The 19,789-nt window shown below is 71.9% G+C and carries 18 protein-coding genes and 1 tRNA gene; 11 read left to right on the top strand and 8 right to left on the bottom strand.

What is annotated here, in order from left to right; translation table 11 throughout:
• Positions 1–196: 196 nt before the first annotated feature.
• The 3 genes from ASF49_RS10540 to ASF49_RS10525 form a co-directional block, all read right to left on the bottom strand.
• A tRNA-Arg gene (locus ASF49_RS10540) sits at positions 197–273 on the bottom strand.
• Between the two features lie 92 nt (positions 274–365).
• The gene (locus ASF49_RS10535; RefSeq protein ID WP_056471867.1) at positions 366–1,130 is read right to left on the bottom strand and encodes a DUF72 domain-containing protein; all 765 of its coding nucleotides are present in this window, start codon (positions 1,128–1,130) and stop codon (positions 366–368) included.
• Between the two features lie 358 nt (positions 1,131–1,488).
• Positions 1,489–3,882, bottom strand: a complete 2,394-nt coding sequence (locus tag ASF49_RS10525) for a transketolase (RefSeq protein ID WP_056471854.1) — start codon at positions 3,880–3,882, stop codon at positions 1,489–1,491.
• Positions 3,883–3,988: 106 nt separating this feature from the next.
• Between ASF49_RS10525 and ASF49_RS10520 the strand changes: the two genes are divergently transcribed.
• Together ASF49_RS10520 and ASF49_RS10515 are read left to right on the top strand one after the other, a co-directional pair.
• Positions 3,989–4,474, top strand: a complete 486-nt coding sequence (locus ASF49_RS10520) for an Lrp/AsnC family transcriptional regulator (protein ID WP_056471852.1) — start codon at positions 3,989–3,991, stop codon at positions 4,472–4,474.
• A gap of 104 nt (positions 4,475–4,578) precedes the next feature.
• Positions 4,579–4,797: a hypothetical protein gene (locus ASF49_RS10515; RefSeq protein ID WP_056471848.1), complete on the top strand. Its 219-nt coding sequence runs from the start codon at positions 4,579–4,581 to the stop codon at positions 4,795–4,797.
• Positions 4,798–5,014: 217 nt separating this feature from the next.
• Here ASF49_RS10515 and ASF49_RS10510 read toward each other — a convergent pair whose 3' ends face one another.
• Entirely contained in the window at positions 5,015–5,212 is a 198-nt protein-coding gene (locus ASF49_RS10510; RefSeq protein WP_162240970.1) for a DUF2735 domain-containing protein, read from the bottom strand.
• Positions 5,213–5,706: 494 nt separating this feature from the next.
• Here ASF49_RS10510 and ASF49_RS10505 point away from each other — a divergent pair, with 494 nt between their 5' ends.
• The 4 genes from ASF49_RS10505 to ASF49_RS10490 all read left to right on the top strand — a co-directional run bounded on the left by ASF49_RS10505 (position 5,707) and on the right by ASF49_RS10490 (position 10,196).
• On the top strand, positions 5,707–6,132 hold the full coding sequence (locus ASF49_RS10505) for a helix-turn-helix domain-containing protein (RefSeq protein ID WP_056471841.1): 426 nt from the start codon (positions 5,707–5,709) through the stop codon (positions 6,130–6,132).
• Between the two features lie 143 nt (positions 6,133–6,275).
• Complete coding sequence (metK, locus tag ASF49_RS10500) at positions 6,276–7,454, top strand: methionine adenosyltransferase (RefSeq protein ID WP_056471838.1); 1,179 nt, start codon at positions 6,276–6,278, stop codon at positions 7,452–7,454.
• 4 nt (positions 7,455–7,458) lie between these two features.
• A complete protein-coding gene (gene trmB, locus ASF49_RS10495; RefSeq protein WP_056471835.1) occupies positions 7,459–8,214 on the top strand; it encodes a tRNA (guanine(46)-N(7))-methyltransferase TrmB in 756 nt (251 codons plus the stop codon).
• Between the two features lie 191 nt (positions 8,215–8,405).
• Positions 8,406–10,196, top strand: coding sequence for an HWE histidine kinase domain-containing protein (locus tag ASF49_RS10490; protein WP_056471832.1), 1,791 nt, complete (start codon positions 8,406–8,408; stop codon positions 10,194–10,196).
• Positions 10,197–10,224: 28 nt separating this feature from the next.
• Here the strand turns inward: ASF49_RS10490 and ASF49_RS10485 are convergent, their stop codons facing one another.
• Complete coding sequence (locus tag ASF49_RS10485; RefSeq protein ID WP_056471829.1) at positions 10,225–11,151, bottom strand: hypothetical protein; 927 nt, start codon at positions 11,149–11,151, stop codon at positions 10,225–10,227.
• Positions 11,152–11,383: 232 nt separating this feature from the next.
• Between ASF49_RS10485 and ASF49_RS10480 the strand changes: the two genes are divergently transcribed.
• From ASF49_RS10480 to ASF49_RS10470, 3 genes are all read left to right on the top strand, one after another.
• Positions 11,384–11,983 (top strand): superoxide dismutase, encoded by a 600-nt coding sequence (locus ASF49_RS10480; protein WP_056471824.1) that lies wholly within the window; start codon positions 11,384–11,386, stop codon positions 11,981–11,983.
• 432 nt (positions 11,984–12,415) lie between these two features.
• The gene (gene murJ, locus ASF49_RS10475) at positions 12,416–13,957 is read left to right on the top strand and encodes a murein biosynthesis integral membrane protein MurJ (protein ID WP_056471823.1); all 1,542 of its coding nucleotides are present in this window, start codon (positions 12,416–12,418) and stop codon (positions 13,955–13,957) included.
• A 9-nt stretch (positions 13,958–13,966) separates the two neighbouring features.
• Positions 13,967–14,626 (top strand): haloacid dehalogenase type II, encoded by a 660-nt coding sequence (locus tag ASF49_RS10470; RefSeq protein ID WP_056471820.1) that lies wholly within the window; start codon positions 13,967–13,969, stop codon positions 14,624–14,626.
• 110 nt (positions 14,627–14,736) lie between these two features.
• Here ASF49_RS10470 and ASF49_RS10465 read toward each other — a convergent pair whose 3' ends face one another.
• The 3 genes from ASF49_RS10465 to tlpA all read right to left on the bottom strand — a co-directional run bounded on the left by ASF49_RS10465 (position 14,737) and on the right by tlpA (position 17,899).
• On the bottom strand, positions 14,737–16,425 hold the full coding sequence (locus tag ASF49_RS10465; protein ID WP_056471817.1) for a methyl-accepting chemotaxis protein: 1,689 nt from the start codon (positions 16,423–16,425) through the stop codon (positions 14,737–14,739).
• A 132-nt stretch (positions 16,426–16,557) separates the two neighbouring features.
• Positions 16,558–16,890, bottom strand: coding sequence for a hypothetical protein (locus ASF49_RS10460; protein WP_156652954.1), 333 nt, complete (start codon positions 16,888–16,890; stop codon positions 16,558–16,560).
• 379 nt (positions 16,891–17,269) lie between these two features.
• A complete protein-coding gene (tlpA, locus tag ASF49_RS10455) occupies positions 17,270–17,899 on the bottom strand; it encodes a thiol:disulfide interchange protein TlpA (RefSeq protein ID WP_056472683.1) in 630 nt (209 codons plus the stop codon).
• A gap of 54 nt (positions 17,900–17,953) precedes the next feature.
• Between tlpA and argH the strand changes: the two genes are divergently transcribed.
• Positions 17,954–19,339, top strand: a complete 1,386-nt coding sequence (gene argH, locus ASF49_RS10450; protein WP_056471811.1) for an argininosuccinate lyase — start codon at positions 17,954–17,956, stop codon at positions 19,337–19,339.
• 93 nt (positions 19,340–19,432) lie between these two features.
• Positions 19,433–19,753: a hypothetical protein gene (locus ASF49_RS10445; protein ID WP_056471807.1), complete on the top strand. Its 321-nt coding sequence runs from the start codon at positions 19,433–19,435 to the stop codon at positions 19,751–19,753.
• Positions 19,754–19,789: the final 36 nt, after the last annotated feature.

Raw genomic sequence — 19,789 nt, 5'->3', positions numbered from 1 at the left:
CGTGCTCCTCGGGTCCGGGTCTGCCACGCCGCCGCGATCGCAGCTCCTGCAGGACCCTGGCAGGGAGGCCTCGCCGAATCGGTTGCGCCTTCCGACGGGATGAGATCGAGCGTATGGCCACACGCCGACTTCTTGCCGCGCGCTTCCGCAGGCCCTCGACGGCCGCGGTGGAAATCAGCTGCGTGATTGGAAGAATTGGCGCACCCGACACGATTCGAACGTGTGACCTTTGCCTTCGGAGGGCAACGCTCTATCCAGCTGAGCTACGGGTGCTGACCGTGTCGCTCTGGTAGCCCATGCGGGGGCTCCGTGCAACGGGTCTGTGGCGGGCCTCGGGACGCGAGGGGGCGTGGTGCCTTCGGTCGTCAGGGGGCGTCACGATGGCGGGTGCGATCCGCCCGGTCGTCCGGGGAGCTGGCGCGCCGGCGGAGGGCGAGCGCGTCGCCGGTCGCCGCGAAGGCGGCGGTGTTGTCGAAGATGCACCAGCTCTCGCATCCCTGCGCGGCCTCCGCCGCCAGGCGGCCGGCCAGCGCGTCGAGAATCCGCGTCGTATAGGCGGAAACGTAGATCTTCGGCGAACCGTGGAGGCGATGGTAGCGCAGTCCGGGCCAGCCGCCAGGCTCCCCCGCGCCGGGCACCGGGGCCGGATCGGCCGCCACGCGCGCGATCCGCAGCTCCGACAGCAGCGCATCGACCTGCGGCGCGAACCAGCTGGCATGCCGCGGCTCGCAGACGATGCTGCCGGCATGGGCGTCCCGAAAGCGCCGCAGGAACCCGGCGCTCACCTGAGGGTCGAAGCGCAGGCTCGGCGGCGTCTGCAGCAGGAGCGGGCCGAGCTTCGGGCCGAGCCCGGCGACCTCGCTCAGGACGCGCCGCAGGGGCGCCTCCACGTGCTGAAGGCGCTGCTCGTGGGTGATCGTGCGCGGGAGTTTGACGGCGAAGCGGAAATGCTCCGGTGTGGCGCCGGCCCACCGCGCATAGGTCTCGACCCGGTGAGGGCGATGGAACGAGGTGTTGATCTCCACCACGTCGAGCCGTCGGGCGTACCGTTCCAGATGGCTGCCGTCGGCGGGAAACGCCTCCGCACAGCCCTTCGGCACGCTCCACCCGGCCGTTCCGATCGCGATCACGCCCTGCCCTCCGTCCGCGCCTTCGCCTCGCGGCCGGCACTGGAGCCCGTCCACGGGGCCGGACGAGGGATCCCCGTCGCTCGCCCGGCGACGCCGTCGGCCGGCGGCACGCCGCCCGCCCCGGCCGCATGCCCGCCCCACACCGGCGCAGGCCGCCGGATGTGATCGAATGCACGGGCCGACCGGACGTTCCGCCTCGCACCCAGGCCGATCCCACGCATCTCGACCAGCGCCGGTCCGGCCTCGTCGCGGCGGTCGAGGGTTTCCGCGCGCATGCCGACGCCCTGAAGGGCGGCGCGCGTCACGCCGCCGCGACGCCCGGATCCGGAGCGGGCCTGCGGCGCCGGTGGAGGCCGCTTCAGGCCAGGCGCAGGTGCCGGATCCGCCGGCCGGGGGCGATCGCCTGGGCCGCCGTGGCGATGCCGCGCGCGTCGATGCCGAAGTGGCGGTAGAGGTCGGCGATCGTGCCGGTCTGTCCGAATTGCGAGACGCCGAGCGCCCGGGTGCGGTGGCCCTGCACCGAGCCGAGCCAGCCGAGGGTCGCCGGATGCCCGTCGAGGACGGTGACGAGGCCGCAAGGGGCGGGCACCTCGGCGAGCAGGCGCTCGATGTGGCTCGAGGCCTCCGGCGATCCCTGCTCGCGCAGGCCCTGGGCGGCATTCCAGCCGGCGTGGAGCCGGTCGGCGGAGGTGACGGCGAGGAGGCCGACGTCGCGCCGGTCCTCGGCCATCAGGCCGGTGGCGGCGATCGCCTCGGGGGCGATGGCCCCCTGGTAGGCGACAACCACTTCCGCGTTCGGGCCGGGCCGGCGCAGCCAGTAGGCGCCCGCCACCATGTCGGCGGCCAGCTCCGGGCCGATCTCCCGGGCCGGCTGCTCCAGGCTCCGCGTGGAGAGCCGGAAATAGGCCGAGCCGCCGGCCGCGTCGGGCAGGCAGGTCACCGGGTCCGGCTCGGCGGGGCCGGAGCGCTGCATGTGCGCGAAGGCGAAGCGCAGCAGCACCGCGAGCTCGTCCACGAAGGCGGGCTCGAAGGCCGAGAGGCCGTCCTGCCCGATGCCGATCAGCGGCGTCTTGATCGACTGGTGCGCCCCGCCCTCGGGCGCGAGGGTGACGCCCGCCGGCGTCGCCACCAGGAGGAAGCGGGCATCCTGGTAGCAGGCGTAGTTCAGGGCATCGAGGCCGCGCTCGATGAAGGGATCGTAGAGCGTGCCCACCGGCAGCAGGCGCTCGCCGAAGACCGAATGCGACAGGCCCAGCGCCGAGAGGGCGGTGAACAGGTTCGACTCGGCGATGCCGAGCTCGAGGTGCTGGCCGGAGGGCGCGAAGGTCCAGTTGAAGGTCGAGGGAATGCGCTCCTTGCGGAAGGTGTCGGCCATCGCCTCCTTGGCGAAGAGGCCGCGCCGGTTCACCCAGGCGCCGAGATTGGTCGAGACCGTGACGTCGGGGGCGGTGGTGACGATGCGGGCGGCGAAGGCCGAGTCGGACTTGGCGATCTCGTGCAGGATCAGGCCGAACCCTCCTTGCGTCGAGAGCGCGGCCTGCTTCGGAGCCGCGAGGCGCTCGGGGACGGGGATCGCCGGCGCCGCGTAGCGGCGGCGGCCCCGCTGCACGAAGGGCACTTCGGAAAGGAAGCGGCGCATGGCGTCGGGGGCGACGGCGAGGCCCTCGAAGGGCTCCCATTCGTGGCCCGGCCGGATCGCCATCTCGGCCCGGAACGCTTCGATCTGGGTCGGCGTCAGCAGGCCCGCATGGTTGTCCTTGTGGCCGGCCAGCGGCAGGCCGTGGCCCTTGATGGTGTAGGCGATGAAGCAGACCGGGCGGTCATGGCTGCGGGCGGCCTCGAAGGCCTCGAGCAGCATGGCTAGGTCGTGGCCGCCGAGATTGCCCATCAGGGCGGCGAGCTCGGCGTCCGAGCGCCGGTCGATCAGGGCCGAGACCTCGCCCTGGTCGCCGAGCTCCTCCGTCAGGCGCCGGCGCCAGGCCGCGCCGCCCTGAAAGGCCAGCGCCGAGTAGATCGGGTTCGGGCAGGCCTCGATCCAGGCCTTGAGGCGCGAACCGCCCGGCTCCGCGAAGGCCGCCTGCTGGAGCGAGCCGTGGCGCAGCACCACCACGTCCCAGCCGAAATTGGCGAACATCGCCTCGAACTTCGCCCACAGCCCCTCGCGCACCACCGCGTCGAGGCTCTGGCGGTTGTAGTCGACGATCCACCAGGTGTTGCGCAGGCCGTGCTTCCAGCCCTCCAGGAGGGCCTCGAAGATGTTGCCCTCGTCCATCTCGGCGTCGCCGATCAGCGCCACCATCTTGCCCTCGGGCCGGTCGCCGCCCCAGCCCTTGGCCCGGACGTAGTCCTGGGTCAGCGACGCGAACAGTGTCTGCGCCACGCCGAGGCCGACCGAGCCGGTGGAGAAGTCGACGTCGTCCACGTCCTTCGTGCGTGAGGGATAGGACTGGGCGCCGCCGAAGCCGCGAAAGGTCTCCAGCTTCTCCCGGGTCTGGTGGCCGAACAGGTATTGCAGGGCGTGGAAGACCGGGCTCGCATGCGGCTTGACCGCGACCCGGTCCTCGGGACGCAGCACGGCTCCGTAGAGCGCCGTCATGATCGCGCACAGGGAGGCCGAGGAGGCCTGGTGCCCGCCCACCTTCAGCCCGTCGGCGGAGGCGCGCAGGTGGTTGGCGTTGTGGATGGTCCAGGTCGAGAGCCAGAGGCTCTTGCGGGCCAGGGCGGCGAGGTAGGGCAGTCGCGGATCGCTCATGACACGATCCTAGGCGCCTTCCCGCGGTGAAACTGGCCAAATCAGCTTGTCGAAACGCCGTTCTCTGGCTCAGATAGCCTGCCCAGGCCGTCTAGAGGCGCCGTTCATGCCAAAACCGGTTCTCGACGCCATCGATCGCCGCATTCTCGCCTGTCTCCAGGAGGATGCCCGCCTGACGGTGCAGCAGATCGGCGACCGCGTCGGCCTCTCCGCCTCGCCCTGCGCCCGGCGGGTGCGCCTGCTGGAAGCGGCGGGCGTGATCAAGGGCTACGTCGCCGTCGTCGATCAGGTCGCGGTCGGCCTGCCGGTCAGCGTCTTCGCCTCGGTTCGGCTCGAGCGCCAGCGCGAGGAGGAACTCGACCGCTTCGCGGTGGCGGTCGCCCGCTGGCCCGAGGTGGTCGATTGCTACCTGATGACGGGGCAGCGCGATTACCTGCTCCGGATCGTGGTCGAGGACCTCGCGGCCTACGAGCGCTTCCTCAAGGAGAAGCTGACCCGCCTCGACGGCGTCGCGGCGATCGAGTCGAGCTTCGCGCTGGGCCAGGTCAAGCGCGCGAACGCGCTGCCGATCCCGCTGATCGAACGGGGCTGAGCGGCCCGGTGCGGGCGTTTTCCGGCGATGCGCGGCCGGTCGGGAGGCGGGAGCAAACGACGCCGGCCGACGTTGTCCATCCTCTCCCCTGCGAGGCCGCGACCATGCACACGAACCGACTCGCCGAGACCGAAGCGGGCCTGGCGCGCGCCGACCAGGCCTGGCGGTTCGAGGTGACCCGTCTGCACGGTCCCGATGGTGTCCTGCACTTCGGCTACAGCCCCGAGGGGCGCGGCGAAGAGGGCTCGCCCATGCGCCGGGCCTACGAGGCGCGCCGACACGCCGTGGCGCTCTGGCGGCACGAGCGGCGGGCCGGGGTCTGAGCGGCCGGACCGTGCGGCACCTCGCGCGAGACCCGGAGGCGGACGCTGGGTCCGAATTCAAAGGTCCGTCGTCGAACGTCCTGCCGTCGGCCTGCACCGACACGCTGTCCCGCAGCGCTCGGCATGCCCGCATCCTCGGAGCGGCGCCGGGCGGCGACCGTTCCGGTCCGAAGCGTCACGCCCGCGCAGCCAGTGCCCGTCGAAAGGGCGAGGCTCCTTACGGCTTGCGGGTGCGGGAGGCTTCCTCGATGGCGGCCTGGTGGTACCAGCTGTCCTGGTAGGCCACCTGAGGCAGGGTCTGCGCCTTCGTCTCGGCATTCGACTTGCCGACCAGGCTCGATCCGAGGGTCGACGATCCTTGCCGCGCGCGGAAGGGCAGGATGGTGGCGGTGTGCTGATGATGTCCCATAGTCATGGATCGTGCGGTCCTTTCGTGCGCTGCCTTCGCAACGCCCTGAACGACGAGTATAGGCACGACCGATACATTTTGCATCACGAAGGACTCGCGAAATCATCAGGATGCGAGAAATATAGGCGTGCCGCATATTCTTTCAGGATCGGTCAATAGGTCTGACCGTTCCAGGCGCGAAAGCGAGCATGATCGTTTCCTGGCCTGTTCGGCTCCACGCCGTGCCGGTTCCGGCACGGGTGCCGCCGGGCGGGACCCGTCGCCGGGAGTGTCCCAGCGGACCATGTGACCCCCGACCCGATTGTCCACACGATCGGCCGCGTCCGGCTCCGCCGCTGCCGGCTCCGGTTTGACGCCTGCGGGAGGGGGCCATACCGTTCCGCCGGGCGAACGGAAGGGGTGTCGTCTCCGCAGCGAAGCCTTCGCCGGGGACGAATGGTCGAGCCCTCGTCATGCCCGGGCGCCGCGAGGGCGCGACGCAGAGTTGTGGGACGGGCGAGATGGCTGGGCAGAAAACCGACGGACGGGACGTGCACGTGGGACAGCGGCTCGCCGAGCAGCGCAAGAAGGCGTCCCTCACCCAGAAGCGCGTCGCCCAGAGCTTCGGGATGTCGGCCGCGCAACTGCAGAAATACGAGAAGGGGACCAACCGAATCAGCGCGATCCATCTCGACACCTTCAGCCGCCTGACGGGGGTGCCGATCGCCTACTTCTTCGACGGCATGGATCGCGGCGACGAGCCGATGTCTCCCGAGGCCGCGCCGCCGGGATTCTCCGAATCGAGTCAGCAGGTCTATGCCGCCGACAATCCATGGCTCGGGCTGGCCGACGTCGTCGTGAAGCACGTGAACAGTCATTTCCCCGAGCAGGACCGGCATCGGTTCGCCGCGATCCTGCACGCGATCGGCGGCCAGCTTCGCGGCTGATTTATCGGTCGGTTCGTTCGCTTTGACGGATTTATCCGGTCTTCCGGCTTGACCCTGCCCGGCCTGCCTGCCAGACACTCGCGCCTGAACAAAAAGGAACGGCGCCGCGACAGCTTGGGCGCTCACAGCATCGGGGGCCTTCAATGCCGCGTTCGAACTACCTGTTCACGAGTGAGTCGGTCTCCGAGGGCCATCCCGACAAGGTCTGCGACCGGATCTCCGACACCGTCGTGGACGCCTATCTCGCGGCGATGCCCGAGGCGCGCCTCGGCGTCGAGACCCTGGCCACCACCAACCGCATCGTCATCGCGGGCGAGGTGCGCGGCCCGGATTCGGTGACCTTCGACCATCTCACCGAGCTGACCCGCGCGGCGGTGAAGGACATCGGCTACGAGCAGTCGGGCTTCCACTGGAAGAACAACGACATCGCGATCCACCTGCACGCCCAGTCCGCCGACATCGCGCAGGGCGTGGATTCGTCCGGCAACAAGGACGAGGGCGCGGGCGACCAGGGCATCATGTTCGGCTACGCCTCCGACGAGACGCCCGAGCTGATGCCGGCGCCGATCTACTACGCCCACAAGATCCTCAAGGACCTCGCCGACGCCCGCAAGGCGAAGCAGGGCGACGCCGCCAAGCTCGGCCCCGACGCCAAGAGCCAGGTCACCGTCCGCTACGAGAACGGCCGCCCGGTCGGCGTGACCCAGATCGTGCTCTCGACCCAGCACCTCGACGAGTCCCTCGACTCGGCCGACGTGCGCGCCATCGTCGAGCCCTACATCCTGGCCGCCCTGCCGCAGAACTGGGTCTCCGAGGAGACCGTCTGGCACGTGAACCCCACGGGCAAGTTCGTGATCGGCGGTCCCGACGGCGATGCCGGCCTCACCGGCCGCAAGATCATCGTCGACACCTACGGCGGCGCGGCGCCCCACGGCGGCGGCGCCTTCTCGGGCAAGGATCCGACGAAGGTCGACCGCTCGGCGGCCTACGCGGCCCGCTACCTCGCCAAGAACGTGGTGGCGGCCGGCCTCGCCACCCGCGCGACGATCCAGCTCGCCTACGCCATCGGCGTCGCCAAGCCGCTGTCGATCTACGTCGACCTGCACGGCACCGGTCAGGTCGACGAGGCCCGGCTCGAGGACGTGCTGATGAACGCCCTCGACCTGTCGCCCCGCGGCATCCGCACGAAGCTCGGCCTCAACAAGCCGATCTACGCCCGCACCTCCGCCTACGGCCATTTCGGCCGCGCGCCGGAGGCCGATGGCGGCTTCTCGTGGGAGCGCACCGACCTCGCCGACAGCCTCAAGTCGGCCCTGGCCTGACCCCATGAGCCTGGGGCGGGACCATCTCCCGCCCCAACCGGGCGGACACGGCTCGGAGAGCCACGACGGGGACGGCGCCGATCGTGCCTTCTACGGCCGCCGCAAGGGCAAGCGCCTGCGCGCCGGCCAGGAGCAGCGCCTGGCCGAGCTGCTGCCGAGGCTTCGCCTGGGCCTGCCGCCGGCCGGCCGGCACCTCGATCCGCCGAGCCTGTTTCCGGTGCCGGTCGACGAGGTCTGGCTCGAGATCGGGTTCGGCGGCGGCGAGCACCTCGCCGCCCAGGCGACCGCCCGTCCCCGCACCGGCATCATCGGCGCCGAGCCCTTCGTGAACGGCGTGGTCAAGCTCCTGCGCGCGGTGGACGAGGCCGCCCTCCGCAACGTCCGGGTCTGGGACGAGGACGCCACGGCCCTGCTCGCCGCCCTGCCGGACGCCAGCCTCGCCCGGGTCTACCTCCTCTACCCCGACCCCTGGCCGAAGCGCCGGCAGCGCAAGCGCCGCTTCGTCTCCGACGCCGCCCTGGCCGAGATCGCCCGCGTGCTCCGGCCCGGCGGCGTGTTCCGCTTTGCCAGCGACATCGACGACTACGCGGGCTGGACCCTCGTGCGCGCCGCGCGCTGTCCCGGCCTCGCCTGGACCGCCGAGGCGGCGCCCGACTGGACGCGGCCCTGGTCCGACTGGCCCGGCACCCGCTACGAGGCCAAGGCCCTGGCGGCGGGGCGTCCGCCGAGCTACCTCGAGTTCCGCCGCGTCGCGCCCTAGCGCCGCGGCTCCCGGGCCGGCGTCATTCTTTTGATGGGGTTGTTCGGGAAACACGCATTCCCCATCTCAGCCCGGCCTTGTCCCGCTCGGTCTTCGGTTGTCAGATGGACGCCGATCGCGTCCGAGCCTGTCGGCGGAGCGCGGCCGCGAGTCCATGACACGACGTCGGACCCGCTGAGCGAGGATGTGGCGTGCACGACGCTTCGGACCAATCTTCCACTGCGGGCGTCGGAGCGGACCCGGCCTCGGAGCCCGATCCGGGACCGGATGCCGGGCCGGGTCGGGACCTGCACGGCACCGCCTTCGCGCAGGCCCCGATCGGCATCCTCGTCGTCGATGGGGCCGGGCTCATCCGCGAGGCCAACCCCCATCTCTGCGAACTCCTCGGCTACGCGCCCGGCGCGCTCGACGGGCGCGCCCTCTCGGTCCTCGGCGCGGTGGCCCAGCGCGTCTGCATCCGGCGCTGGCTGCGCGCGGACGGCACCGGCCTCGACATGCGCATCCGTCCCTCGGCAAGGCGCGACGACCTGCAGGTCCTCGTCGTCGAGGCGGTCGATCCCGACGAGGTCGTGCGGGCCGAGGAGAACCGCGCCGCCCTGACGGCGGCGGGGCTCGGCGAGTGGCGCTACGATTACGCCGACGGCCGGGTCGTCCTGTCGCGCCGGGCCGCCCATCTCCTCGGCCATGCCGCCGACGGCCCCGTCACCTGGGGCCTCCTCCAGGCCGCCATGGAGGGCGGCGAAGTCGCCCGCATCCGCGCCCAGGTCCGCGCCGCCCTGCGCGAGGCCCGGCCCTTCGCCTTCGAGTGCCGCCTGCGCCGCGCCCGCGACGGCGCCGCGATCGACGTCGAGGTCCGGGGGCAGGCCGTCCCGGCGAGCGAGGGGGCCGCGCGGCCGGCGACGCTGGTCGGCGTGGTGGAGGACGTCACCACCCGCGTCGAGGCCCGCGAGGCCCTGCGCGCCGGCGAGCAGCGCCTGCGCATCGCCACCTCGCTCGCCGCCCTCGGGATCTTCGACTGGCACATGCTGGACGACCAAGCCGTCTGGGAGAACGAACGCATGTTCGCGATCTTCGGGCGCAGTCCCGCCGACGGGGCCGTGGGAAAGCGCGAATTCCTGGAGACCCTGCTCCACCCGGAGGACCGCCCCGGCTTCCGGGCCGCCATCACGCGGGCCCTGCGCGAGGACAGCATCCTGTCCGTCTCGGGCCGCATCCGCCGCAGTGACGGCGCCTGGCGGACCCTGGATTTCGCCGGACGCTTCGAGCGCGACGCCCCCGACCGCCTGCCGCGCCGCCTGATCGGGGTCGTGGCCGACGTCACGGAGCGCCGGCTCGCGGAGGAGCGGCAGACCCTGCTGATCCGCGAACTGCACCACCGGGTGAAGAACACCCTGGCCACGGTGCAGGCCATCGTCGGATCGACGGCCCGCACCGCGTCCAGCATCGAGAGCTTCTACGAGGCCTTCGTCGGCCGGATCATGTCGCTGGCCCACACCCATTCGGTCCTCACCGAGGACACCTGGCAGACGGCATCCCTGCGGACCCTGCTCGCCAACGAGCTCAAGCCCTACGCGGAGGGCGCCCTGGACAACACGGCGGAGCGGGACGCCCGGATCCAGCTGTCGGGGCCGCCCGTCGACATGTCGTCCGAGATCGCGGTGCCGATCGGCATGGCGATCCACGAGCTGACCACGAACGCCGCCAAGTACGGGGCGCTGTCGACCCGCGACGGCCGGGTCGCGATCACCTGGGCCCTGGAGGCCGGCGGTCCGGCCGGCACCCTGCACTTCACCTGGGTCGAGAGCGGCGGCCCGGCGGTCAGCCCGCCCAAGCGCCAGGGCTTCGGCTCACGGCTGCTCCAGCGCGTGCTGACGGCGCAGGTGCGGGCGGAGGTCTCGATGGACTACCCGCCGGAAGGCTTTGCCCTGACGATGCGGGCGCCCCTGCCGATCCGCAACGCGGCGCTCAATCCGCTCGCGTGAGGGCGCCGGGGCGCCCGGCCCCTGCCGTTCAGGCCGCGCCGCGGCTGTCGCTCTCCCCGCCCGCCTCGACGAACGCCTTCAGCTCGTCGAGGGAGCCGAAGGTGAATCGGCCGCGCGGCGTCTCCGCCTCGATCACGCCGGTGGAATACATCACGTAGGTGTTGCCGCCCGAGGCGTAGGTGCCCACGACCTGCGGCTCTTCCTCGATGGCGGGCGCAGCCTCCGCGGGCGGCGGCTCCGGGGCCGGTTCCGGCTCGTCGGCCGGCCCCGCCACCGGCTCGCCGGTCTCGACGAGGGACGGGCGCAGGGCGACGGGTTCGGGCGCAGGACGGGGTGCAGGCACGGGCTCCGGCTCGGGTTCCACGAACAGGGGCGCGCTCGCCGGCGGGACCGCCGGCTCGGGCGCCGGGCGCTCGAACAGGTCGTCCTCGGTCGCGCGCAGCTCCGGTTCCGGTGCGGACCCGGCAGCGTGCGGACGATCCAGCGGCTCCTCCGCGGGCAGCAGGTTCGGCAGCAAAGGCTCGGCGGCGGACGGCTCGGGCGGCTTCGGGGCCGGATCGAGGAAGGTCGGTTCCAGGCCGGGGCGGGTGGAGGCGGCGCCCAGGCTCGCACCCAGGCCTGCACCGGCGCCCAGGCTCGCGGCGGTGGCGGCCAGGCTCGGCCGGGCACGGTGGGGGACGCCCGAGCCGTCCGCCGCCGAGCCGGTGGTCCCCGGCTCGAACGGAGCGACCTGGGGCGGCGCGGCGCGCGCCTCGCCGAGGGACTGGGCCAGGCTGCGCAGGCGGGCCGCGACCACCGCCAGGCCCAGCACCACGGCGCCGGCCGAGGCCGTCGTGGCGCCCGCGATGGTCATGGCGAGGCCGCTCTCCAGCCGGACGAAGGGGAAACCCTGGATGACCGATACGATGCCGCCGACGATCATGACGGCGGCCAGCGCGAACAGCGCGATGCTCATGGACTTCTCGACAAACGCCTGCACCTTCAGGTGCGGGGCGCACACTAAAGGCCTGGGAGGCATTTGCAAAATGCGCGGCCGGCCGCCCGGCGCGGTCGCGCGGGCCGCCGTCCCGTCGATGGTGGTCGACTTCGCGCCGGCATCGACTTACGTAACGGCGCGTTGGTGCGAGGGTCGCGCGCAGGTCGCGCGACGTCCCCCGTCCGATGTCTCACGAGCCGGAGAGTTGCCCATGACCTTCACCCTGCCCGAACTGCCCTACGCCTACGACGCGCTCGGCCCCTACATGTCGAAGGAAACCCTCGAGTTTCACCACGACAAGCACCACAAGGCCTATGTCGACACCGGCAACAAGCTGCTCGAGGGCACGGGGCTCGAGGGCAAGAGCGTCGAGGAGGTCCTGACCTCGGCCTACGGCAACAACCAGCCGCTCTTCAACAATGCCGGCCAGCACTACAACCACATCCACTTCTGGCAGTGGATGAAGCCCAATGGCGGCGGCGCCGCCCCGGGTGCGCTGGCCAAGAAGATCGACGAGGACCTCGGCGGCTTCGAGAAGTTCAAGGCCGACTTCATCCAGGCCGGTATCGGCCAGTTCGGCTCGGGCTGGGCCTGGCTCGCCGTCAAGGACGGCAAGCTCGCCATCATGAAGACCCCGAACGGCGAGAATCCCCTCGTGCACGGCGCCAAGCCGATCCTCGGCGTCGACGTCTGGGAGCACTCCTACTACATCGACTACCGCAACCGCCGGCCCGACTACCTCAAGGCGTTCATCGAGAACCTGGTGAACTGGGAGCACGTCGAGAAGATGTACGGCGAAGCCACCGCGTAAGATCTCACGGCCTCGCCGCGAGGCTCGGGACAGGCCCGTCCTCTCGACGGACAGGGCTATCGCCGACGGAGACCGGCTGACCGGTTTTCGCCGGCGGCACGCCGGCATCCCGGCGCCGCGCAGCGGAGTCCGGGATCCAAAAACGCAGGTGGTGCGAGGGTTCGCACGGTCGGCGGCTCTGGATTCCGGGCTCGCCGCCGGCGGCCCGGAATGGCGGCGCGGCGTCCTGGGCGATTGCCCCGTCGAAGGCGCGGGGACCCGCTTCGCAGAGGCGGATTCGCCCGGTCCGGCGATCGCCGGCGGCGGACCGTCCGTCCATCGAAGGCGCAAGGCGCCCGTCCATCGAACGGTTCCGCGTTTGCGCCACGCGCGGCGGCATGGTCTAGGGCTCGCCCGACACTCCCAAGCCCCGCGTCCCGGCAGTCCTGATCCATGATCCGCAGCATCCTCTCCGTCGGCGGCTGGACGCTGGTCTCCCGCGTCACCGGCTTTGCCCGCGACGTGGTCATGGCCGCGATCCTGGGGGCGGGGCCGCTCGCCGACGCCTTCGTGGTGGCGTTCCGCCTGCCGAACCACTTCCGGGCGATCTTCGGCGAGGGCGCCTTCAACACCGCCTTCGTGCCGAGCTATGCGAGCCTCTCGGAGCGGGAGGCGGCCGACCCCGAGGCCGGTGCGGCCCGGCGCTTCGCGGACCGCATCTTCACCCTGATGCTCCTCGTCCAGATCGCCTTCCTGGCCCTCGCCATGCCGGCGATGCCCTGGGTGGTGCGGGCCCTGGCCCCCGGCTTCTCCGAGGACCCGGAGCGCTTCGCGCTCGCCGTGTCGCTGACCCGGATCACCTTCCCCTACCTCCTGTTCATGACGCTGGTGACCCTGTTCTCCGGCATCCTCAACGCCCACCGGCGCTTCGCCGTGGCGGCCGGCGCGCCGGTGCTGCTGAACCTGTCGATGCTGGTCGCCCTGGGGCTCGCCGCGCTCTTCCCCAACGCCGCCTACGCCGCCGCCTGGGGCGTCACCGTCTCGGGCGTGCTGCAGTTCGCCCTGGTCTGGTGGGATTGCCGGCGGGCGGGCATCGCCCCGACCCTGACGTCCCCGACCCTGCGCGACCCGGCGATGCGGCGCTTCTTCACGGTGCTCGGGCCGGCGGTGATCGGCTCGGCCGGCTTCCAGATCGCCTCCTTCGCCGACACCATCATCGCGAGCTTCCTGCCCACCGGCGCGGTCTCGGCCCTGTACTACGCCGACCGGCTCTACCAGCTGCCCTTCGGCGTCATCGCCATCGCGGCCGGCACGGTGCTCCTTCCGGAGATGAGCCGGCGCATCGCCGGGGGCGACGTCGCCGGGGCGCACGCGGCCCAGAACCGGGCGGCGGGCTTCTCCCTCGCCCTCTCGGCGCCCTTCACGGTGGCCTTCCTCACCCTGCCGGCCCTGGTCATGACGGCCTTGTTCCAGCGCGGCGCCTTCGGGGCGGAGGACGCGGCCCGGGCCGCCTCGGTCCTCGCCGCCTACGGCCTGGCGCTGCCGGCCGTGGTGCTCCTGCGCAGCGCGCTCCCGAGCTTCTATGCCCGGCAGGACACGATGACCCCGCTCATCGCCTCCCTCACCGCCATCGCCATCAACGTCGCCCTCAAGGTGGTGCTGACCGGACCCTACGGCGTCACCGGCCTCGCGATGGCCACCGCCATCGGCCAGTGGGTCAATCTCGGCCTGCTCGTGGCCCTGGCCTGGGGACGGGGCTGGATGGCGCCGAGCCGCACCCTCGGGGTCACCGCCCTCGGCGTGGTGGCGGCCTGCCTCGCCCTCGCCGCCACCGCCCGCTACGGCCTGCCCCTGGCCGAGGCCCTGGTGCCGGCCCTGCCGCACCTGCGCGAGATCGCGGTGCTGGGCCTGCTCGGGCTCGCCGGAACGCTGGTCTACGCGGGATTGTTGTTGGCGACGCTGCGCCTGTTCGGGGTCCGCCTGCGGCGCGCCTGAGGAGCCCGCATGGCCGAATCCCCCCGCATCGCCGTCTTCGACGCCTACGGCACCCTGTTCGACGTCCATGCGGCGGTGGCGCGCCATGCGGACGCGATCGGGCCGGACGCCGCGGCCCTGTCCGAGGCCTGGCGCGCCAAGCAGCTCGAATATTCCTGGGTGCTCGGCCTGACGGGGCGGCACGCCCCGTTCTGGGGCCTGACCGAGCAGGCCCTGGACTACGCCCTGGCGCGCCATCCGGCGGTCGACCGGGCGCTGCGGCCCCGGCTCCTCGACGCCTATCGCGATCTCGACGCCTATCCGGAGGTGCCCGGCACGCTCCGGGCCCTGCGCGCGGCGGGCTGGCAGACCGCGATCCTCTCCAACGGCGACGCCTCGATGCTGGAGCGGGCGGTGGCCTCCGCCGGGCTGGCGGACGCGCTCGACGCGGTGCTCTCGGTGGAGACGGCCCGGACCTTCAAGACCGCTCCGGCCGCCTACCGCATCGCCACGGACCGGTTCGGGGTCGAGCCCGGCGCCGTGCTGTTCTGCTCCTCGAACCGCTGGGACGTGGCCGGCGCGGCCGCCTTCGGCCTCCGGCCGGTCTGGGTCAACCGCAAGGGCCTGCCCGACGAGTACCCGGATCATCCGCCCGATCGGGTGATCGGAGACCTCGAGGCCCTGCTCTGAGGATGTGCCCCGGGCGGCGTTCGGGCCGCCCGATCGCGGCTTTCGGGCCGCCCGGATCGCGGCGTTCGGGCCGCCCGGATCGCGGCGTTCGGGCCGCCCGATCGCGGCGTTCAGGCCGCCCGGATCGTCGCGAGGAACTGCGCGACCTGCCCGCCGAGGGCGTCGGACTGGCGCGCGAGGGCGGAGGCCGAGGCCAGCACCTGGGCGGCGGCGACCCCCGTCTGCTCGGCGGCCCCGGCGACGCCCGCGACGTTCTGGGTGACCTCTCCGGTCCCGACCGAGGCCTGGGCGACGTTGCGGACGATCTCCTGGGTCGCCGCGCCCTGCTCCTCCACCGCCGTCGCGATCGAGGTCGCCACCTCGCTGATCTCCCGGATGCGTCCGGTGATGCCACCGATCGCCTCCACCGCCTGGCCCGTGGAGGCCTGGATGCGGGCGATCTGGCCGGTGATCTCGTCGGTGGCCCGGGCCGTCTGGTTGGCGAGTTCCTTGACCTCCGCCGCCACCACGGCGAAGCCGCGGCCCGCCTCGCCGGCCCGCGCGGCCTCGATGGTGGCGTTGAGGGCCAGCAGGTTGGTCTGGCCCGCGATCGTGCTGATCATCGCCACGACGTCGCCGATGCGCTGGGCCGCCTCGCTGAGGTCGCGCACGAAGGTCGCGGTCTGGCCGGCCTCGGACACCGCCTCGCGGGCGAGGGTGGCCGAGCCCTGGACCTGGCGGCCGATCTCGTCCACCGAGGAGCCGAGCTCCTCGGCCGCCGCCGCCACCGTGGTGACGTTGGAGGAGGCTTCCTCGGCCGCCGCCGCCACCGTGACCGAGCGGTGAGCGGTCTCGCCGGCATTGGCCGACATGCTGCCGGCGGTGGTCTGCAGCTGCGTCGCCGCCGTGCCCACCTGGGCCACGACACCGCCCACCGCCGCCTCGAACTGGTCGGCGAGGTCGCGCATGGTCTGCCGGCGCAGGGCCTCGGCCCCGGCCCGGGCCGCCTCGGTCTCGGCTTCGAGCGCGCGGGTGCGGATGATGTTGTCCTTGAAGACCTGGACGGCCCCCGCCATCGCGCCGATCTCATCGCGGCTCCCGGTGCCCGGCACGACGATCGTCGCGTCGCCGTCGGCGAGGCGGCCCATGGCGTCGGTCATCCGGCGCAGGGGGCGGCTGACGCCGAGGGCGAGGCCGATGGCGGCGCCGGCCGCGATCAGCAGGGCGACGCCGACCAGGATCGCGGTGGTGAGGAGGGCGGTGTCGTAGGTGGTCTGAGCCTGCGCGCCGCTGGCGGCGGCGCTGCGTTCCTCGTACTCGACGAGCTTCTGGAGCGGGCCGAGCACCGCGTTCACCCCCGTCGACATCTCGGTGTTGTAGATGCGCTGGCCCGCCGCGCCGTTGCCGGCCTTCACCAGCGCGATCACGGATTCCTGCAACGCCTTGTAGGCGGCCCAGTTCGTCTGGAAGCTGTCGTAGAGGGCGGCGGCCTCCGGCGATTTCGGCCGCGCGGCGAAGGCCTGCAGGTGGCCGTTCATCTCGGCCTCGCGCTTGGCCAGGGTCGCCGAGACCTCGTTGCGCAGCTCCGGCGTATCGGCGGTGATCAGGCGCGCGCCGTTGGTCCGGGTGCGCAGCACCAGCACCTGGATCTTGCCCAGCAGCTGCACGTTCGGGAGACGTTCGTCGCGCATCTCCCGCGCCACCGCGTTCACGGCCCGCAGCTGCATCAGCGCCGATCCTCCGATCACCGCCACGAGACCGAAGACGAGGCCGAAGCTGAGGAACAGCTTGGTGCGGATGGAGAGCGCGCGGAGGGACATGCGGCGAGGAGCCCGTCTGGAGGAAGGCCTCGCATCATTCTTCAGAGGCGTTAAAAATTTCCCCGGATCCGCCTGACGAGGGCGAAGTTCACCGCGAGTGACCATCCTGCGCGGGCATCTTAGATTGAATAGTCAAGGTGATAGTTTCCCGTTCGACTGATGAATGACCAGCGTCATTCCCCGTCCGTCCGGACTCGTCACCGACTGGCTCGTATCATCCGCCGTGCCCGAAATCCCGGCGTACTTGCCCGTGCCGCCGATGAAGACATGCGTGCCCTTGGTGCCCTTGGCCTCGTAGCTGGAGAAGATCTGATCGCCGTCGGCGTCGCCGTCGATGCAGGAGCCGCGGTTCAGCGCCTCGCTGCCGACGACCGCGCGCATCCCGATGCAGCGGGTGCCCATGTTGTCGAACATCGGGCCGCCGGCGTCGTTCCGGGTGATCCCGGAGCTGTCGTAGGTCGTCACCGTGCGCTCCCCGAGCTTCATCGTGACGAAGGAGGAGGTGACGTAGGCGGTCGAGGAGCTGTCGGTGCCGCTGCGGGGCAATTCGGCGGCGTGCGCGAAGGGCGCGGCCAGCTAGGGCGCGGACAGCACGGCCGCGGACAGAAAGACCCAATGTCGTGACATCATGATCAGGTCTCCGTCCGAGAACAGGCGCAGAGACACGCGCATCGATTCGATGTCGCGCAATCATGATCGCGACAGGAATCCATGAAAACTGGAAACTTCGGGTCATGTACTCGAAAACAGGTTTATCTCTCTGTTGTCGACTGTCGGTGAGCGCGCGGCGGGTGTTCTGTCCTAGCGGCAATCCTCGCGGGATTCGACCGAGCCGTTCCGTGGGTCAGGATCGGCCGAGGGCGGCCTCGATCAGCCGGACGCCGTCGGCGCTGTCCCACTCGGCCGGTCCCTTCATCACCCCGAGGGTGCAGCCCCGCCCGTCGACCAGCAGGGTCGTGGGCAGGCCGAGCGACCCCGTGGCCTTCTGGACCGCCGGCAGGACGCGCCCGCCCGGATCGGCATAGTAGGCCAGCCGGGCGATGCCGTTCTGCTTGAGCCAGGCGGGCGGGGCGTCGAGGTTGCGGGTGTCGACGTTGATCGCCACCACCGCGAAGTCCGGTCCGCCGAGGCGGCCCTGGAGCCGGTCGAGGGCCGGCATCTCGGCCTTGCAGGGCGCGCACCAGGTCGCCCACAGGTTCACGAGGCGCAGGCCCGTCACGCCCGCCAGGGTGGCCTCGGCGCCCTCCGGTCCCCGGAAGGCGAGGGCGGGCGCGGGCACCGGCGGGGTCGCGACCTGGAGGGCGGCGATCTCCCCCCGGGCCAGGGGGGCGATGCGGGCCGCCGCGGCGGCCGAGTCCGCGCAGGGACCGGCGGAGTTGCCGCCGGTCGAGCCCGTCCCGTATACGGCAAGCCCCGCCGCGGATGCGGCGACGAGGACGGCCCCGGCGATCAGCGCGGATCGGCGGCCGGGCATCATCGTTGCGTCCGGGGGCGGGCGGGCAGGGCGGCTGGAAGGACGTTTGAGAACATGAGCAACCGGATGTGGGGCGGGCGCTTCGCGAGCGGTCCCGCCGAGATCATGGAGGAGATCAACGCCTCCATCGGGTTCGACAAGCGCCTCGCGCCCCAGGACATCCGCGGCTCGCTGGCGCATGTGGCGATGCTGGGCGAGGCCGGCATCCTGCCATCCGCCGATGTGGCCGCGATTCAGGACGGTCTCAAGGCCGTGCGCGCGGAAATCGAGGCGGGCGGCTTCGTGTTCCGCCGCGAACTCGAGGACATCCACATGTCCGTCGAGAGCCGCCTCACCGAGATCGTCGGCCCGGCGGCCGGGCGCCTGCACACGGCGCGCTCGCGCAACGACCAGGTCGCCACCGACATGAAGCTGTGGGTGCGCGACACTCTGGACGGCCTCGACGCGCAGGCGGCCGACCTGCAGCGGGCTCTGGCCGAGAAGGCCCTGGCCCATGCCGGCACGGTGATGCCGGGCTTCACCCACCTGCAATCGGCCCAGCCCGTCACCTTCGGGCACCATTGTCTCGCCTACGTGGAGATGCTGGCCCGCGACCGCGGACGTTTTCGCGATGCCCGCGCGCGGCTCAACGAGTGTCCGCTCGGCGCGGCGGCGCTCGCCGGCACCTCCTTCCCCATCGACCGGCACGCCACGGCCGCGGCGCTCGGCTTCGACCGGCCGACCGCGAACTCCCTCGATTCCGTGGCGGACCGCGACTTCGCCCTCGAGTCGCTCGCCGCCGCCTCGATCTGCGCCGTCCATCTCTCGCGCTTCGCCGAGGAGCTCGTGGTCTGGACCTCGGCCCAGTTCAACTTCGTGAAGCTCTCCGACGGCTACACCACCGGCTCGTCGATCATGCCCCAGAAGCGCAACCCGGACGCGGCGGAGCTGGTGCGCGCCAAGGCCGGCCGCGTCATCGGCGCGCTCACCGGGCTCCTGATCGTGATGAAGGGCCTGCCGCTCGCCTATTCGAAGGACATGCAGGAGGACAAGGAGGGCACCTTCGACGCCCTCCAGGCGCTCTCCCTGTGCCTGGCCGCCATGACCGGCATGGTGCGCGACCTCGAGCCCAACGCGCCGGTGCTCGCCCGCGCCGCCGGCTCCGGCTACGCCACGGCGACCGATCTCGCCGACTGGCTGGTGCGCGAGCTCGGCCTGCCGTTCCGCGAGGCGCACCACGTCACCGGCCGCCTCGTCGGCGCGGCCTCCGCCCGCAATGTCGGGCTGGAGGAGCTCTCGCTGCCGGAGATGCAGGCGGCCGAGCCGCGGATCACGCAGGCGGTCTACGCCGTGCTCGGCGTCGAGAACTCGGTCTCGAGCCGCACCAGCTACGGCGGCACCGCGCCGGACAATGTGCGGTCGCAGGCGGAGCGCTGGCTCGCGGCGCTCGGGCAGGCCTGAGGCGAAAAGAACCGGACTCGGGGCAGGTGCGTTCACGGCTCAGCTATGTGATGCTGTGTAGGACCCTGACCCGAGCCCCTCGGAGATCTTCCCATGCCCTCTGAAAGCTGGATTGCGCCGGATGACGTCCCCGCCCTCGCGGCCGAGGCCACGGCCCTGATCGACGCGACCCTGAGCCGCCTGCCCGAAGCCGACCGGGCCGCGTTCTGGGCCTCGGTGCGCAAGTGCTACAACACGCCCTACAACGACCCGAAGCCCCGCGCGCTGCCGCGCCTGCAGGTGTCCGAGGCGTCCGAGGCGGCGGGTCCGGCCCCCGCGGACGGCCCCTCCCTGTCGACGCTGGCCGCCCCCGCCCTCGCGAGCGTGATGGCGGCGCTGCCGGGCGTCTTCTCCGCCGAGCCCCACGCCGCCTGAGGGCTGCGGGTCGCGCAATCCTGAAACCGGCGTCCC

Source organism: Methylobacterium sp. Leaf104 (genome assembly GCF_001422885.1).
Classification (GTDB): Bacteria; Pseudomonadota; Alphaproteobacteria; order Rhizobiales; family Beijerinckiaceae; genus Methylobacterium.
The sequence above is the reverse complement of the archived record's forward strand: the minus strand, read 5'-3'. Positions and strand labels throughout refer to the sequence as shown.